Source organism: Martelella sp. AMO21009 (assembly GCF_053484295.1).
In genome coordinates this window covers 101,694-115,287 of the sequence record NZ_JBAKFR010000009.1, presented here as the reverse complement: position 1 = coordinate 115,287, position 13,594 = coordinate 101,694, and the positions used below count along the sequence as shown (strand labels likewise).

Below are 13,594 nucleotides of genomic sequence, written 5' to 3'. Positions count from 1 at the left end.
TTTTCTTAACAATTCGTTCGTATCCTCGTCCGCAATCGAGGATGGATGCGATGACGAACCGTGCCGAACTGATTGCCAGCCCCCGCAACGAAGCCGATGGCGTCGGCGAATTCCACGCCGCGCTTCAAAGTCTCGAAAAGAGCGCGCCAGCGATCGCGATCATGCTGGCGCTCGCCGGTTTCGGCTTTCTCTATCTCGGGCGCGATCTGATCTTCGCGGTCTGGGCGCTGGCGGCGCTGATCCTGCACGGGGTCGCATTCCTGACCATCCGGCAGGCCGCGCGCGCGGGCGAAGATACCGCATCAGTGCGCAAATGGAACGCCCGCGTCATCGGCGCCTACTGGCTTGCCGGCAGCGCCTGGGCGCTTCTCTCCGTTCTGGAATGCGGCGGCGCCTGCGGCGGCGCTGCCCTGCCCTTCTTCAAGGCGTCGATGGTGATTGTCGCGCTGTCGATGATGGCGCTTGGCGCGGTCGCGCTGCCGCGCTCGGCCTGGCATGTCTTCCTGCCGGCAGTCATCGCCTTCGGCCTTGTCGCCTATCAGAGCCGCGCGCCCTTCGATATCGGCCTGGCGGCCGTGCTCGCGATCGTCATGCTGTTCATCGCCTATTTCAACCATCATATCGCCGCGAGCGACAAGGCGCTGAAAACCAGGGAAAGCGAAAAGGACCTGCTTGCCGGGCAACTGACCGAAAGCCTCGCCCGTGCCGAAGCCGCGGCCGAGGCCGCCGAGGCGGCCAATCAGGCCAAGTCGACCTTCCTCGCCGCGATGTCGCACGACCTGCGCACGCCGCTCAATGCGATCATCGGTTTCTCGGAAATCATGAAGACCGAGATGATGGGCCCGCTGCCGAACGCCCACTACCGCGAATACGCAGCCGACATTCACCAGTCCGGCCGTCACCTGCTCGACATGATCGACAGCGTGCTCGACCTGTCGCGGCTGGAGGCCGGCGGCTATCGGTTGAACGAGCAGCCGGTCTATCTCGTCGACATCATCGATGCCTCGATGGCAATGATCGGCGGCGAGGCCGCCAGCAAGGCGATCGCGCTCAAATGCGATGTCGCTGGCGCGCTCGCCCCGATCACGGCGGATGGCCGGGCGGTGAAGCAGATGCTGCTCAACCTGATCTCCAATGCGGTCAAGTTTTCCGATGAACATTCCGACGTGCTGATCCTGGCCGGCACGACCGCGGAGGGCGGCCAGTATCTCAGCGTTCGCGACTTCGGCTGCGGCATGGACGATAATGCGCTGGCGCTTGCCACCACCGCCTTCTCGCGCGGCGCGGAGGCCCGCGACGTCGAGGGCTTCGGGCTGGGTCTTGCGATCGTGAAGCAACTTGCCGAGGCCCATCAGGGCGAGCTGATCCTGCAATCCGCCCCCGGCGAGGGTACGCTTGCCACGATCCTGTTCCCCGCAGGCCGCGTGATCAACCTGCCGGCCGCCGCGATTCATCATGAAAACACCGGCCTCACCGTGGCCCTCTCCCCCGAACGGGCGATGCCGTTCGCGCCCGAGAGCATCACGATCGAAACCCCGGCCAGCGTTTCGGGAACCCGTAGCGGCCGCGACCGCCTTGCCGCAGCGCTGAAACGCCGGGGCCGCAAGGTTGCCAATGACGCGCCGCCGATGCCGGAAGAAGACCTCACCTTCGAGGATGCGCTGGAAGCCGAGATTATCGAGGCGCTGCAGGCCGACGACGGCGGACGCCGGCACGAGGCCGCCAATGCCGCATGACATCGCAGCGATCCCGGTGATCGAAACCGACCGGCTGCTTCTGCGCCCGCTCGTCTTTGCCGACTGGCCCGCCTATTTCGCCTTTCTCGCTTCCGATCGCGCCCGCTACATGGGCGGACCGCATAACCAGGAAACGGCGTGGTCGTTCTTCTGCAACGATGTCGCCCAGTGGTCGCTCTTCGGCCATGGCGCACTGATGTTCGAAGACCGCAGCACCGGTGAAACGATGGGACAGGTGGCGCTCTGCAAGGGGCCGCTCTTTCCCGAACTGGAACTCGGCTGGTTCGTCTATGAGGGCGCCGAGGCCAAGGGATATGCGCTTGAGGCGGCGTCAGCGATGCGCGACTGGGGTTTTGCAACGCTCGGCGTCACCGAATGCGTCAGCTATATCGATCCCGACAACGCCCGCTCGATCCGGCTCGCCGAGCGGCTTGGCGGGCGGCTCGATCCCGACGCCCCCGCTCCGCACCCGGCAGACCTGGTCTACCGGCATGAGCGCCAGGCGCCTCAGAAGAACACCACGTAGATGGCGTAGATAAAATTGCTGCTGATCAGGCAGAAGGTCGCGAACGAGCCGAGGTCCTTGGCATGCCGGCCTTCCACGGAGAGTTCCGGCGACACCCGGTCGATGATCTCCTCGACGGCGGTGTTCAGCGCTTCCACCCCGAACAGGCAGAGCATCAGGATCACGAAGATCATGAACTGAACCGCGCTGGCGCCGGCAAGGAAGAACACGACGAGACCGATCACGAAACCGATCAGTTCGTGGCGGAAGGCCTCTTCCTTCAGCAACCGCATGAAACCCTGGAACGAATAGCCGCCCGCCGCGAGCAGATGGCGGAAACCCTTCTTCTTCTCGATCGGGGCCATGCATTATCCTTCGCCGTTTTCGAAACCAGCCAAAGCACTTACTTAGCCTGAAAGGCCTGCGTTGTCGCCCGGTGTAGCGCGCAAACTGCCACAGGCCCGTGACAGTCCTGCGACACGTTTGTGACTCACCCTTCCCGGTCGGACACACCGGCTTCCTCGAATGTAGCCATGCCTGTATGACAGGCGGCAGCGGCCTTCACCAGGCTGGCGGCAAGGGCCGCGCCAGTGCCCTCGCCGAGCCGCATGCCGAGCGCCAGAAGCGGCGTCTTGCCGAGTTTCTGGACCAGCTTCAGATGACCGGGCTCGGCGGAAACATGGGCGATCATGCAGTGATCGAGCGCCGAGGGGTTGGCGGCTTTCAGCACGGCGGCGGCGGCCGTCGCGACATAGCCGTCGATCAGCACCGGCACTTTCTGCATTCGCGCGGCGATGATGGCGCCCGCGATCGCTGCCAGTTCCCGCCCGCCGAGGCGGCGCAATGCTTCCAGCGGATCGGACAGGTGATCCTTGTGCAGCGCCACGGCCTGCTCGACCAGCGCGACCTTGCGTTCGTAAGCCTCCCCTTCCACACCGGTGCCCGGACCGACCCAGTCGGCTGCGCTGCCGCCAAAGAGCCCATAGCTAAGCGCGGCGGCGACGGTGGTGTTGCCGATACCCATCTCGCCGAGGCAGAGAAGGTCGACGCCGCCGGCCACCGCCTCCATGCCGTAGGCCATGGTCGCAGCGCAATCGCGCTCCGAAAGCGCCGGTTCAACGGAGATGTCGCCGGTGGGGTGATCAAGCGCGAGATCGAAGATTTTCAGGCTGAGATCGACGCTGGCGCAGATCTGGTTGATCGCCGCGCCGCCCTTGGCGAAATTATCGACCATCTGCTTGGTGACGGCCTGAGGATAGGCTGAAACGCCCTTCGCTGCGATGCCGTGATTGCCGGCAAACACGGCGACCATGGGCCGGTTGACCGCCGGCGTCCGACCGCTCCAGGCCGCAAGCCACATGGCGATCTCTTCCAGCCTGCCAAGCGAACCGGGCGGTTTGGTAAGTACAGAGTTGCGTTTTCTCGCCTGTGAGAGTATCTGTGCATCGGCCTTGGGGAAGGCGTCCAGCAAAGTGCGAAAATCCTCGAATGGGTGTCCATCGCTCATTTGTTTTGTCCCGTGCTATGCTGACAGCGTTGCCAAAGCTCATATTTTTCAAACGGCCGGCTAGCAAGGCCGAAGACCTGGAAACGAGCACAAACCAATGAAGATGCCATTCTTCATTACCGACTTGACGAGCGCCCTCAGCTTCCTGACACGTCTCAGAGTGCCTGACCTGCTGATGGCCGAGATGCCGGCGGGCGCCCGCGCCGCCTGGGCGTACCCGCTTGCCGGCGCGATTGCAACCATCCTGCCCGCCATCGCGCTGGAGGGTTTCGTCTGGCTCGGCGCTTCGCCGCTGGTTGCCGCGCTCCTCGCCGTACTGATCTCGATCATGGTCTGCGGCGGGCTCCACGAAGATGGCCTCGCTGACGCGGCCGACGGGCTTTTCGGCGGGCGCGACCGCGAGACGGCGCTGGCGATCATGAAGGACAGCCATTCCGGCGTTTTCGGCGTCACCGCGATCGTTCTGTCGCTGCTGTTGCGGGCGGCGGCACTTGCCGCGCTCGTTGCGCAACACGGCCCGACGGCTGCGGCGCTGCTGTTCATTGCCGCTGCCATTGCCGGCCGTGGAAGCCTTGTGCTGCAGTGGACAATGCTGCCGGCCGCCCGCGCGGACGGCGCGGCCGCGACGCTCGGACGGCCCGGCGTTCGGACGACGGCCTCGGCCGAGGCGATCACGCTCCTTCTATGCGTCGGGATCGGCATCGCAACGAACGCGCTCGGCGGGGTTGTGATTGCCCTGGCATCCGCCGGCATCGCATCGCTGCTGTTTTCCGCCTTCATCAGAAAGAAGATCGCCGGCCATACCGGCGACACGCTGGGCGCCGCCGCGCAGATCGGCGAGATCGTTTTCCTCACAACCCTTGCTATCGCCGCCTGAAACCCGATATCCGGACAGTACAACATCGTCTCGGACCGGGAGTTTATGCCTTGCGCCTTTTCTGGATTTTGATCGCCATCGTTTCGGTCGGCATGATCCTCCTTATGGTCACGGGCACCAGCGGCACCACACTTGGCGTCAACAGCGATGACTTTGCCCGCACCCTCTGGCTCGCGCCCATCCTGCTGCTGGTCTCGGCCGGCGTGTTGCAAAGCCGGCGCAATCTCGGCTTCGTGTTCCAGTCGCTGCTGATCTGGGCGGCGGTGCTGCTGGTGGTGGCGGCGGCCTACATCTTCCGCGACGATTTCCGCACTGTCGGCGCGCGGCTCTTCAGCGGGCTGATCCCCGGCATGGCGATGGAAACCACCACGTCCGACGGCCGCCAGCAGGTGATCCTCCACAAGCACTTGGACGGCCATTTCGCCGCCGATGTCGTGATCGATGGCGAGACGATCACCATGCTGGTCGATTCGGGCGCAAGCCGCATCACGCTGACGGCGCACGACGCCGCCCGGATCGGGTTTGAAGGGGCCGATCTCAGCTATACCGCGATGGTGACCACGGCCAACGGCACGGCGATGGCCGCGCCCATAACGCTCGACGAGGTTTCGATCGGCCCGATCACGCGGCGCAATGTCAGGGCCATGGTGGCGACGGAGGGCCGGCTTGCCGAAAGCCTGCTCGGCATGAGCTTCCTGTCAACGCTCACCTCGGTCGACATGCGCTCGGACGAGTTACGGCTGACCGAATAGCAGATCAGAAGAACGAATAGAAAAACCGCGCCGAGATGATCAGCAGGAAGATGCCGAAACCGGCCTCCAGTTTCCGCTTGCTGAGCTGGTGCGCGACGGTGGCGCCAAGCGGCGCGATAAGCATCGTGATCGGGATGATCAGCGCGACGGCGACCCAGTTTACATAGCCGGTGGAAAGCGGCGGAAGCCCCGCCTTGCCCCAGCCGCCGACGATATTGCCGATGAAGCTCGGAATCGAAATCAGCACGCCGACGCCTGCCGAGGTTGCCACCGCCTGATGGATCGGCCGGTTGAAGAGCGTCATGAAGGTGTTGTTGAGCGTGCCGCCGCCAATGCCGATCAGGCCGGACAGAAGCCCGATAAGCCAGCCATAGACGAACAGCGCCGGGTTTTTCGGCAGGTCATCGCCCAGCCGCCATTCGGCCGATTTCGGATAGAGCATCTTCAGGCCGATCAACAGCGTGATCACCGCGAAGGCCCCGCGCAGCAGGCTGCCGGGCGCATAGGCAATCACCAGCGTCGAAACCACGGCCCCGAACGGTACCGCGATCACCCAGCGCCTGAGCACCGACATGTCGACCGCACCGCGCTTGTAGTGCGACTGGAAGGAGCGCAGCGATGTGGGAATGATGATCGCAAGCGAGGTGCCGACGCTCAGCTTGATGCGCAGCCCGTCATCCACGCCGAACAGGGCGAACGCCTGATAGAAGACGGGCACCAGCACGGCGCCCCCGCCAATGCCGAAAAGCCCGGCCAGAAAGCCGGCAATTCCGCCGGCTAGCGCCAGCAATACGCAAAGTTCGAGAAGTTCGGAAAGCGGCGGCATCTCATTCCCCTCTGAGACGCCGGCATCTTTCCGATTTTTTCGGAATGAGGGCTCAAATGCGTCTCGATGTCATCAAAACGAGATGTTCTTACACTATCCAAACCACGGGGCAAGGCGGCGTCACCCGCCGTCGGTACGATTGCCGTAACCTGCGTATTGCCGCCCCGGATTTTGAAGAGTGACTTACTGCCCTCTGACTTCACATCACCGAAATGTTTCCGCCTTTTGCCGGCCCTCACACGGGCCGGCCTTTTCTTTTGCGAAGGGAAAGGTGTTCAGCCTTCGAGGTCGACGTCGAGGATAGCCATCGAGAAATTGTAGGAGCGATCGCCGTCCTCGTCGTCGAGATAGATGACGCCGATGAATTCCTCGCCATTGTAGACCTCGCAGGAATCATCCTTGCGCGGCCGCGCCCGGACCGCAAAGCTCGGGCCGAAGAGACGTTTGAAATAGGCGTCGAGTTTTTTGATTTCGTCTTGTTTCAAGGGATTTTCTCCGTCTGGCCTTTGCAATGTCCGCAGCTTTTGCCATGCGCGCCGGCGAAACGCAAACGCACTGCCGCACGGATTGTTCTCTGCCCGCGCCTATTCGTCGGAAATGATCAACTGGTCCATCGTGCGCGCGGGATCGGAGCAGCCGGCCGTGCCGATGACCTTGGCGGGAACGCCCGCGACCGTGGAATTGGCCGGCACCGGCTTCAGCACCACGGAGCCGGCGGCAATGCGCGAGCACTTGCCGACCGCGATATTGCCAAGCACCTTGGCCCCCGCGCCGATCAGCACGCTGTCGCCGATCTTCGGATGGCGATCGCCTGTCTCCTTGCCGGTGCCGCCAAGCGTGACGCCCTGCAGGATCGAGACATCATCGCCGATCGTCGCCGTCATGCCGACCACGAGGCCGGTCGCGTGATCGAGGAAAATGCCCTTGCCCATTTTCGCGGCCGGGTTGATGTCGGTCTGGAACACACTGGAGGACCGGCTCTGCAGGTAGAGCGCCAGATCCTGCCGGCCGCGGTTCCACAGCCAGTGCGCCAGCCGGTGGGTCTGGATCGCGTGGAAGCCCTTGAAATAGAGCACCGGCTCCATGAACCGCGTGCAGGCCGGGTCGCGGTCGTACACCGCCTGAATATCGACGCGCAGGATATCGCCCCATTCCGGCCAGTCGCGGCGCATCTCCTCGAAGGTCTGGCGCAGAAGGATCGCCTGGACATCCGGATGGTCGAGCCGCTCGCAGATGCGATAGACGACGCAATCCTCCAGCGAATCATGGTTCAGAATGGTCGAATAGAGAAACGCCGCAAGGATCGGGTCCTTCTCCAGCGCATATTCGGCCTCCGACCTGAGGCTCGCCCAGATCGGATCGACGGCCTTCAGATTGGTTTCCTGGCTGTTCTTTTCGGGCTGCGCGGCCATGACGGCCTCCTTTTCTTCCGGTTCTCCGGGCGTCGCATCTGCCGGCACCGTCAGCACGGTAAAGGACGCAATTTGCGGGAATATAGATCAGCCGGCCGCAATTACCAATGCGGCGGTCTTCAGTTTTTCGTGTCGGCCACGTCCTGAAGGAAATCCAGAACCGCCTGCTTGAACACCTTGTCGCCGACGGCAAGCATGTGGTCGCGGTTCGGAATGTCGAGCGCCCGCGCATTCTGCATCAGCCCGGCAAGCGTCTGGGCGGAGCCCGCGAGATCGTCGCGGGTGCCGACCCCAATCAGCGTCGGCGCGGTGATGCGGCCGACATCCTCGCGGCTCACGAGCTCGCGCGAGGTCTCGATACAGGCGGCGAGCGCGATCCGGTCGCTTTTGGTCTGGTCGGCGAAGGCGCGGAACATGCGGCCGCGCTCATGGGTGACATCTTCCAGCGAAGGCGCGCGCAGCGCTTCGGCGATCGGGTCCCAGTCGCCTGCCCCGTCGCAAAGCGCGATACCGAGGCCGCCGAAGACCAGACTGCGGACCTTTTCAGGATGGGCGAGCGCCAGATTGGCGGCGATGCGTGCGCCCATGGAATAGCCCATCACATGGGCGCTTTCGATGCCGAGGTGATCGAGCAGGGCCGCGGCATCTCCGGCCATCAGCCTCGGATAATAGAATTCGGGATCGTGCGGCTTGTCGCTCTTGCCATGGCCGCGATTGTCAAGCGCGATCACGCGGTAGCCCGCCTCGCCCAGCGTCTTCAGCCAGCCCGGATGCACCCAGTTGACTGAAGCGGTCGAGGCGAAGCCGTGGATCAGCAGGACAGGCTCGCCGTTGCCGACATCGAAATAGGAAAGATCGAGGCCGTCATGGCTGAAACTGTCGAAATCCGGGAGATTGAAATTCATGGCTGCACCGCGGCTGATGGTCGTCAAAAACAAGCCCGCGAAAAGCCGCCTCAGCGACAAATCGGGTACTACACATTTGCGGCAAAGAGTTATAGTGTCCGTGCCGAAAGCTCAAGGAACCGGAGACAATTATGGCTGGTCACGCGATCGCGCATTTCAAGAACGACGAGGGACATCGCTCCATCGAGGTCGGGGTGAAGGAATTCATGTGCGTCGGCGCGTCCGCGCCCTTCGACCATCCGCATATCTTCATCGATATGGGCGATGACGACGAGGCTGTCTGTTCCTATTGCTCGACGCATTACCGCTACAACCCCGCCCTTCACGCAGATGAGACCAACCCGCCCGGCTGCGCCTATCAGGTCGACGCGGCCTGACCGCGCGCCCGCCGGACGACGCTTTCGGCGGTCAAGGAATGCCATGACAGTTCAACATGTCGCCATCATCGGAGCGGGCGTTGCCGGGCTGAACGTGGCGCTGGCGCTCGCCAGGCGCGGCATTTCCAGTGATATCTTCGAACAGGCGGAAGAACTGAACGAGGTCGGCGCAGGCCTGCAGATTTCGCCCAACGCCGCGCGCTGCCTTGAACGGGTCGGCGTGCTCTCCCGGCTGGAAAGCCAGTGGCGCGAGCCGCGCGAGATCACCCTTGCCTCCGGCGTCAGCCTTCGCCGGATCACCGGTCTGCCGATGAGCGAGGCCCGCGCGCGCTGGAACGCGCCCTATGGCGTGCTGCACCGCGCCACCTTGCAAACGGCGCTGGCACAGGCGGTCGCCGAAGAACCGCGCGTCAACCTGAAGCTTGGCGCGCGGGCGACCTCTCGCGATATCGCCGCGCGCACCGCAAACGGCGACCGCAAGCCCGATGCCATCATCTGCGCCGACGGCGTCTGGTCCGCCAGCCGCGGCCGGATAGAGGGCAGCGCGACGGCGCGTTTTTCCGGCAATATCGCCTGGCGTTTCGTGGTCTCGTCGGAAGATACGCCGGCCTTCCTGAACCGCGAGCACATCACCGCCTTCATGGGGCCGAGCGCCCACCTTGTGGCCTATCCGCTGCGCGATGTCAGCGGCTTCAACCTTGTGGCGATCGCCGCAGGCGCCAACCCGGGCGAGACCTGGGACGGCAATGCCGATCATAGCTGGCAGGTGGCCCGCGAAAAGCATTTCGGCGGCTGGAACGGAGCGCTCAAACGGCTTTTCTCAAAGGTCTCACCCGCAGCCTGGCCGCTTTACGAGGTGGGCGACGGCCGCTGGCACAATGGCGCCGACACGATCATGATCGGCGACGCGCTGCATGCGATGATGCCGTTTTCGGCGCAGGGTGCGGCCATGGCGATCGAGGACGGCTTCGAGCTTGCCGCATTTCTGGCCGAAATGCCTGCGCCAACGGCCTTTGCGGCCTTCGAGGCCCATCGTCGCCCGCGGCTGGAGCGGCTGAAGAAGCGCACCGGCCTGAACAGGTTCGCCTACCATGCGCGCGGCCCCTTCCGGCTCGGCCGCGACGCCGTGCTGGCCATGCGATCGCCCGATTCCCTTGTCCGGGAGCTGAATTGGCTTTATGGCTATGAGGCCTATGGTCTTCATCAGGCCTGACGCCGGTTGCGCAAGTTCCGGGATGGCCGGTTGCCCCGGCCTTCGTTCATCTGGCCTTCAGCTTCCGCGCCTCATAGTTCGTTTTGTGTTAGCATCGGCTTCAACACTTTTTTCGGGGAGAAACCATGAGAGCAAGCGCCGTTATTAAATCTGCCGGCATCGCGCTGGCGGCAGCGCTGATGTCGGTTCAGGCGCATGCGGCGACCGCCGCCTACGCCACCTCCAACGTCAATCTTCGCGCCGGTCCCTCGACGTCCTATCCCAAGGTCACCGTTGTTCCGGCGGGCGCCAGCCTCGTCAATAATGGCTGCCTTGCCGATTACAGCTGGTGCGACGTGTCCTACGCCAATTATCGCGGCTGGCTGGCGGCGCGCTACATCCAGATCGTCTACCAGAACCAGCGCCAGACGCTGTCGCCGGCGATCGCCTTTGGCGCCGGCGTTGCGATCACCGCGTTTTCCCAGTCCTACTGGAACAATTATTATCGCGGCTATCCCTGGTACAATACGTGGGGCCGCTATCCGCCCTATTATCCGCCGCGCCCCTATTATCCGCCGCCTGGCTGGCGCGCCCCGCCCGGCTGGGGTGGTCCGCCGCCCGGCTGGCGCGCGCCGCCCGGATATCGCCCGCCATGGGGCGGACCGCGTCCGGTCTACCGCCAGCCTCCGCCGCCGCATTATCCGCCGGTCGGCCGGCCCGGCTATCGCCCGCCGCCGCCCTATTATCACGGCGGCCCGCCGCCCGGATATCACCGCCCTCCGATGGAGTTCCACGGCGGTCATCGCGGGGGACGGTGGTAAAAAAACAAGCCGGCGATCGCATCCGATCGCCGGCTTTTCCGTATAGACCCAAGAACAGGTGGCGGCCGCTATGCCGCCCGCGCAGCCGCCAGTCCCTTTTCGAGATCGGCCATCAGATCCTGAACATCTTCAAGGCCGATCTGCAGGCGGATAAGCGGGCCATCCGCGGGCGCCTTGCTGATCGTGCGGTTCGCAAGGTTCACCGGAACCGCGAGCGATTCATAGCCGCCCCAGGAATAGCCGATGCCGAACAGGTCCAGCGCGTCGAGGAAGGCGTGCTGGCGGCGGCGGAAGGCGCCCTCCTCCGCGGCGAGCACGATCGAGAACAGCCCGGTCGCGCCCTTGAAATCGCGCTTCCATTGATCATGGCCGGGAAATGACGGCAGGCCGGGATGCAGCACCCGCGATACCCCCGACTGGCCTTCCAGCCAGGCTGCGATCTCGAGCGCGCTCTTCTGGTGATGGGCAAGCCGCACGCCCATGGTCCTCAGGCCGCGCAGGATCTGGTAGGCATCGTCCGGGGCCGCGCACATGCCGGTCCAGGTGTAATGCTCGAGAAGCTGCGGGAAGCAACGCTCATTGGCCGAGGCCGTGCCCATGAGGATATCGGAATGGCCGGACGGGTATTTCGTCGCGGCATTGAGCGACAGATCGACGCCGAAATCGAGCGGCTTGAAATAGAGCGGCGTCGCCCAGGTATTGTCCATCGACACGATCGCGTCATGGGCGTGGGCGATGTCGGACAGGAGCCGAATGTCCTGGATTTCAAACGTGTTCGAGCCGGGGGACTCGGTATGCAGGAGCTTCGTGTTCGGCCTGAACCTGCCCTCGATATCCGCGCCGAGCGCCGGGTCGTAATATTCGATTTCGACCCCGAGCCCCGTCAACACGTTGTCGGCGAAACGTCGGGCCGGATCATAGACCGAGTCGACGATCAGGATGTGATCCCCGGGCCTGAGGAAGGCAAGCCAGGGCATGGTGATCGAGGCAAGACCCGACGGGTAGAGCAGCGTGCCGGCGGCGTTTTCCAGCATGGTGAAGGCCGCGTTGGCCGCATCCGTGGTCGGCGTGCCATGGGTGCCATAGGTGTATTTCTGGCTCCCTTCCACGGTGGTTTTGGCATCGGGAAACAGCACGGTGGAGGCATGCACCACCGGCGGATTGACGAAGCCGTGAAAGGCGTGCGGGTCGTTCCCGCAATGGGCGAGCTTGGTATTGTCGCCCCGCTTAGAGGCGGCATCTGGTATTCTGGCCATGGCATCCAATCGCACGGTTGTGAAAAACGCACCGGTGTTTTGAAGTTTTGCGGAAGGCCGGTCAAGGCCAGTCAAGGCTGAACGATTTCGCGGTAGTTGATCGACAGTCAATAAAACAAACAAGACAACGACCTGCCCTGTTTCCCAGCAACGTCACGCACAGTTTTTGGCTCCCTGCTCATTTATTAGACTAAAGTGTACCTTTTCCATGAAAACAGACCATTTTTGACAGCCGAGTATTGACCATCCGGAAAATAACGACTGTGATAAGTCCGCTCGCCCCGAGGGGTAGCGGGCAGTTGTCGTTACCGGCCTGAAGCTGAACTGGTCGCGGCGGCAACTCAAGATTTCAACGATAAACAAAGGTTGGGAAAATGAGAAAGACGATTCTGTCAGCCGCGATCGGCGCAGTAGTCTTGGGTCTTGGCGCCCAGGGCGCTGCGGCCGCGACACTTGACGACGTGAAGTCCAAAGGAACGTTGACCTGCGGCGTCAGCACGGGCCTTCAGGGCTTTTCCGCGCCCGACAATGAGGGGAACTGGTCCGGTCTGGACGTCGAATATTGCCGCGCCATCGCTGCCGCGATCTTCGGCGACCCCGACAAGGTGAATTTCGTTGCCCTGACGGCAACCGACCGTTTCCCGGCGCTGCAGTCCGGCGAAATCGACGTTCTGAGCCGCAACACCACCTGGACGCTGTCGCGCGACACCTCGCTCGGCCTCGATTTCCGCACCGTCAACTACTATGACGGCCAGGGCTTCATGGTGCCGAAGGACCTCGGCGTTTCCTCGGCCAAGGAACTCTCCGGCGCTGCCGTCTGCGTGCAGTCCGGCACCACCACCGAGCTGAACCTCGCCGACTACTTCTCGGCCAACGGCATGGACTACAACCCGGTCGTTTACGAACAGCTCGAAGACGTTAACAATGCCTTCAACCAGGGCCGTTGCGACGTTTACACCACCGACCAGTCGGGCCTTTATGCGATCCGTCTGACGCTCACCGATCCGGACAACTACGTGATCCTGCCGGAAATTATCTCCAAGGAGCCGCTCGGCCCGGCATGGCGCCAGGGCGACGACCAGTGGGGCGACGTCGTATCGTGGGTTCACTACGCGATGCTGAACGCCGAGGAATTCGGCATAACCTCCGAAAACGTCGATGAGATTGCCGAATCCTCCGACAATCCGGGGATCAAGCGTCTGCTAGGTACCGAAACCGACAGCAAGCTCGGCGCCGATCTCGGCCTCGACGAGAAGTGGGCCTATAACGTCATCAAGCTGGTCGGCAATTACGGCGAAGTCTTCGACAAGACCGTCGGCTCGGGCAGCCCGCTGAAGATCGACCGCGGCCTGAACGCGCTGTGGACCGATGGCGGCCTGCAGTACGGCCCGCCGATCCGCTAAGCTGCGGTTATAAACCTATACAATC

General features: G+C 63.3%; 15 protein-coding genes. 8 read left to right on the top strand and 7 right to left on the bottom strand.

All coding sequences use genetic code 11. The annotated features are described in order from the left end of the window. Positions 1 to 50 precede the first annotated feature (50 nt). Both V6766_RS12710 and V6766_RS12705 read left to right on the top strand, forming a co-directional pair. On the top strand, positions 51 to 1,736 hold the full coding sequence (locus tag V6766_RS12710; RefSeq protein ID WP_448466948.1) for a sensor histidine kinase: 1,686 nt from the start codon (positions 51 to 53) through the stop codon (positions 1,734 to 1,736). After that, positions 1,726 to 2,262, top strand: coding sequence for a GNAT family N-acetyltransferase (locus V6766_RS12705; RefSeq protein WP_448466946.1), 537 nt, complete (start codon positions 1,726 to 1,728; stop codon positions 2,260 to 2,262). The genes V6766_RS12710 and V6766_RS12705 overlap by 11 nt, the downstream gene beginning before the upstream one ends. On the opposite strand, the gene V6766_RS12700 is transcribed toward V6766_RS12705, so the two are convergent. Together V6766_RS12700 and cobT are read right to left on the bottom strand one after the other, a co-directional pair. Further along, positions 2,244 to 2,606: a diacylglycerol kinase gene (locus V6766_RS12700; RefSeq protein ID WP_448466944.1), complete on the bottom strand. Its 363-nt coding sequence runs from the start codon at positions 2,604 to 2,606 to the stop codon at positions 2,244 to 2,246. The genes V6766_RS12705 and V6766_RS12700 overlap by 19 nt on opposite strands. A gap of 125 nt (positions 2,607 to 2,731) precedes the next feature. Continuing rightward, entirely contained in the window at positions 2,732 to 3,748 is a 1,017-nt protein-coding gene (cobT, locus tag V6766_RS12695) for a nicotinate-nucleotide--dimethylbenzimidazole phosphoribosyltransferase (RefSeq protein WP_448466942.1), read from the bottom strand. Between the two features lie 97 nt (positions 3,749 to 3,845). Here cobT and cobS point away from each other — a divergent pair, with 97 nt between their 5' ends. Both cobS and V6766_RS12685 read left to right on the top strand, forming a co-directional pair. Then, positions 3,846 to 4,625: an adenosylcobinamide-GDP ribazoletransferase gene (gene cobS / locus V6766_RS12690; RefSeq protein ID WP_448466940.1), complete on the top strand. Its 780-nt coding sequence runs from the start codon at positions 3,846 to 3,848 to the stop codon at positions 4,623 to 4,625. Between the two features lie 50 nt (positions 4,626 to 4,675). Continuing rightward, the gene (locus tag V6766_RS12685; RefSeq protein ID WP_448466938.1) at positions 4,676 to 5,377 is read left to right on the top strand and encodes a retropepsin-like aspartic protease family protein; all 702 of its coding nucleotides are present in this window, start codon (positions 4,676 to 4,678) and stop codon (positions 5,375 to 5,377) included. A gap of 4 nt (positions 5,378 to 5,381) precedes the next feature. On the opposite strand, the gene V6766_RS12680 is transcribed toward V6766_RS12685, so the two are convergent. The 4 genes from V6766_RS12680 to V6766_RS12665 form a co-directional block, all read right to left on the bottom strand. Next, on the bottom strand, positions 5,382 to 6,203 hold the full coding sequence (locus V6766_RS12680; RefSeq protein ID WP_448466936.1) for a sulfite exporter TauE/SafE family protein: 822 nt from the start codon (positions 6,201 to 6,203) through the stop codon (positions 5,382 to 5,384). Positions 6,204 to 6,478: 275 nt separating this feature from the next. Further along, complete coding sequence (locus V6766_RS12675; protein WP_018066339.1) at positions 6,479 to 6,688, bottom strand: DUF3126 family protein; 210 nt, start codon at positions 6,686 to 6,688, stop codon at positions 6,479 to 6,481. A 99-nt stretch (positions 6,689 to 6,787) separates the two neighbouring features. Continuing rightward, positions 6,788 to 7,615 carry a serine O-acetyltransferase gene (cysE, locus tag V6766_RS12670; protein ID WP_448466934.1) on the bottom strand — a complete coding sequence of 276 codons (828 nt, stop codon included), beginning with the start codon at positions 7,613 to 7,615 and terminating at the stop codon, positions 6,788 to 6,790. A 119-nt stretch (positions 7,616 to 7,734) separates the two neighbouring features. Then, positions 7,735 to 8,520 carry an alpha/beta fold hydrolase gene (locus V6766_RS12665; RefSeq protein WP_448466932.1) on the bottom strand — a complete coding sequence of 262 codons (786 nt, stop codon included), beginning with the start codon at positions 8,518 to 8,520 and terminating at the stop codon, positions 7,735 to 7,737. A gap of 131 nt (positions 8,521 to 8,651) precedes the next feature. On the opposite strand from V6766_RS12665, the gene V6766_RS12660 reads away from it, so the two are divergent. The 3 genes from V6766_RS12660 to V6766_RS12650 all read left to right on the top strand — a co-directional run bounded on the left by V6766_RS12660 (position 8,652) and on the right by V6766_RS12650 (position 10,910). Next, positions 8,652 to 8,897, top strand: coding sequence for a zinc-finger domain-containing protein (locus V6766_RS12660; protein WP_448466930.1), 246 nt, complete (start codon positions 8,652 to 8,654; stop codon positions 8,895 to 8,897). 43 nt (positions 8,898 to 8,940) lie between these two features. Beyond that, positions 8,941 to 10,110 (top strand): FAD-dependent monooxygenase, encoded by a 1,170-nt coding sequence (locus V6766_RS12655; RefSeq protein ID WP_448466928.1) that lies wholly within the window; start codon positions 8,941 to 8,943, stop codon positions 10,108 to 10,110. A gap of 125 nt (positions 10,111 to 10,235) precedes the next feature. Next, positions 10,236 to 10,910 (top strand): SH3 domain-containing protein, encoded by a 675-nt coding sequence (locus V6766_RS12650; RefSeq protein ID WP_448429656.1) that lies wholly within the window; start codon positions 10,236 to 10,238, stop codon positions 10,908 to 10,910. A 68-nt stretch (positions 10,911 to 10,978) separates the two neighbouring features. Here the strand turns inward: V6766_RS12650 and V6766_RS12645 are convergent, their stop codons facing one another. Then, complete coding sequence (locus V6766_RS12645) at positions 10,979 to 12,166, bottom strand: cystathionine beta-lyase (protein WP_448466926.1); 1,188 nt, start codon at positions 12,164 to 12,166, stop codon at positions 10,979 to 10,981. A 374-nt stretch (positions 12,167 to 12,540) separates the two neighbouring features. Between V6766_RS12645 and V6766_RS12640 the strand changes: the two genes are divergently transcribed. Further along, a complete protein-coding gene (locus V6766_RS12640; protein WP_448429660.1) occupies positions 12,541 to 13,569 on the top strand; it encodes an amino acid ABC transporter substrate-binding protein in 1,029 nt (342 codons plus the stop codon). Positions 13,570 to 13,594: the final 25 nt, after the last annotated feature.

What these genes read in the sequence shown, in the direction of transcription:
- V6766_RS12660 (WP_448466930.1), top strand. Translation starts at nt 8,652, where the DNA reads ATGGCTGGTCACGCGATCGCGCATTTCAAGAACGACGAGGGACATCGC.
- cobS (WP_448466940.1), top strand. Translation starts at nt 3,846, where the DNA reads ATGAAGATGCCATTCTTCATTACCGACTTGACGAGCGCCCTCAGCTTC.
- V6766_RS12655 (WP_448466928.1), top strand. Translation starts at nt 8,941, where the DNA reads ATGACAGTTCAACATGTCGCCATCATCGGAGCGGGCGTTGCCGGGCTG.
- V6766_RS12700 (WP_448466944.1), bottom strand. Translation starts at nt 2,606, where the DNA reads ATGGCCCCGATCGAGAAGAAGAAGGGTTTCCGCCATCTGCTCGCGGCG.
- cobT (WP_448466942.1), bottom strand. Translation starts at nt 3,748, where the DNA reads ATGAGCGATGGACACCCATTCGAGGATTTTCGCACTTTGCTGGACGCC.
- cysE (WP_448466934.1), bottom strand. Translation starts at nt 7,615, where the DNA reads ATGGCCGCGCAGCCCGAAAAGAACAGCCAGGAAACCAATCTGAAGGCC.
- V6766_RS12640 (WP_448429660.1), top strand. Translation starts at nt 12,541, where the DNA reads ATGAGAAAGACGATTCTGTCAGCCGCGATCGGCGCAGTAGTCTTGGGT.
- V6766_RS12665 (WP_448466932.1), bottom strand. Translation starts at nt 8,520, where the DNA reads ATGAATTTCAATCTCCCGGATTTCGACAGTTTCAGCCATGACGGCCTC.
- V6766_RS12680 (WP_448466936.1), bottom strand. Translation starts at nt 6,203, where the DNA reads ATGCCGCCGCTTTCCGAACTTCTCGAACTTTGCGTATTGCTGGCGCTA.
- V6766_RS12705 (WP_448466946.1), top strand. Translation starts at nt 1,726, where the DNA reads ATGCCGCATGACATCGCAGCGATCCCGGTGATCGAAACCGACCGGCTG.
- V6766_RS12645 (WP_448466926.1), bottom strand. Translation starts at nt 12,166, where the DNA reads ATGGCCAGAATACCAGATGCCGCCTCTAAGCGGGGCGACAATACCAAG.
- V6766_RS12650 (WP_448429656.1), top strand. Translation starts at nt 10,236, where the DNA reads ATGAGAGCAAGCGCCGTTATTAAATCTGCCGGCATCGCGCTGGCGGCA.
- V6766_RS12710 (WP_448466948.1), top strand. Translation starts at nt 51, where the DNA reads ATGACGAACCGTGCCGAACTGATTGCCAGCCCCCGCAACGAAGCCGAT.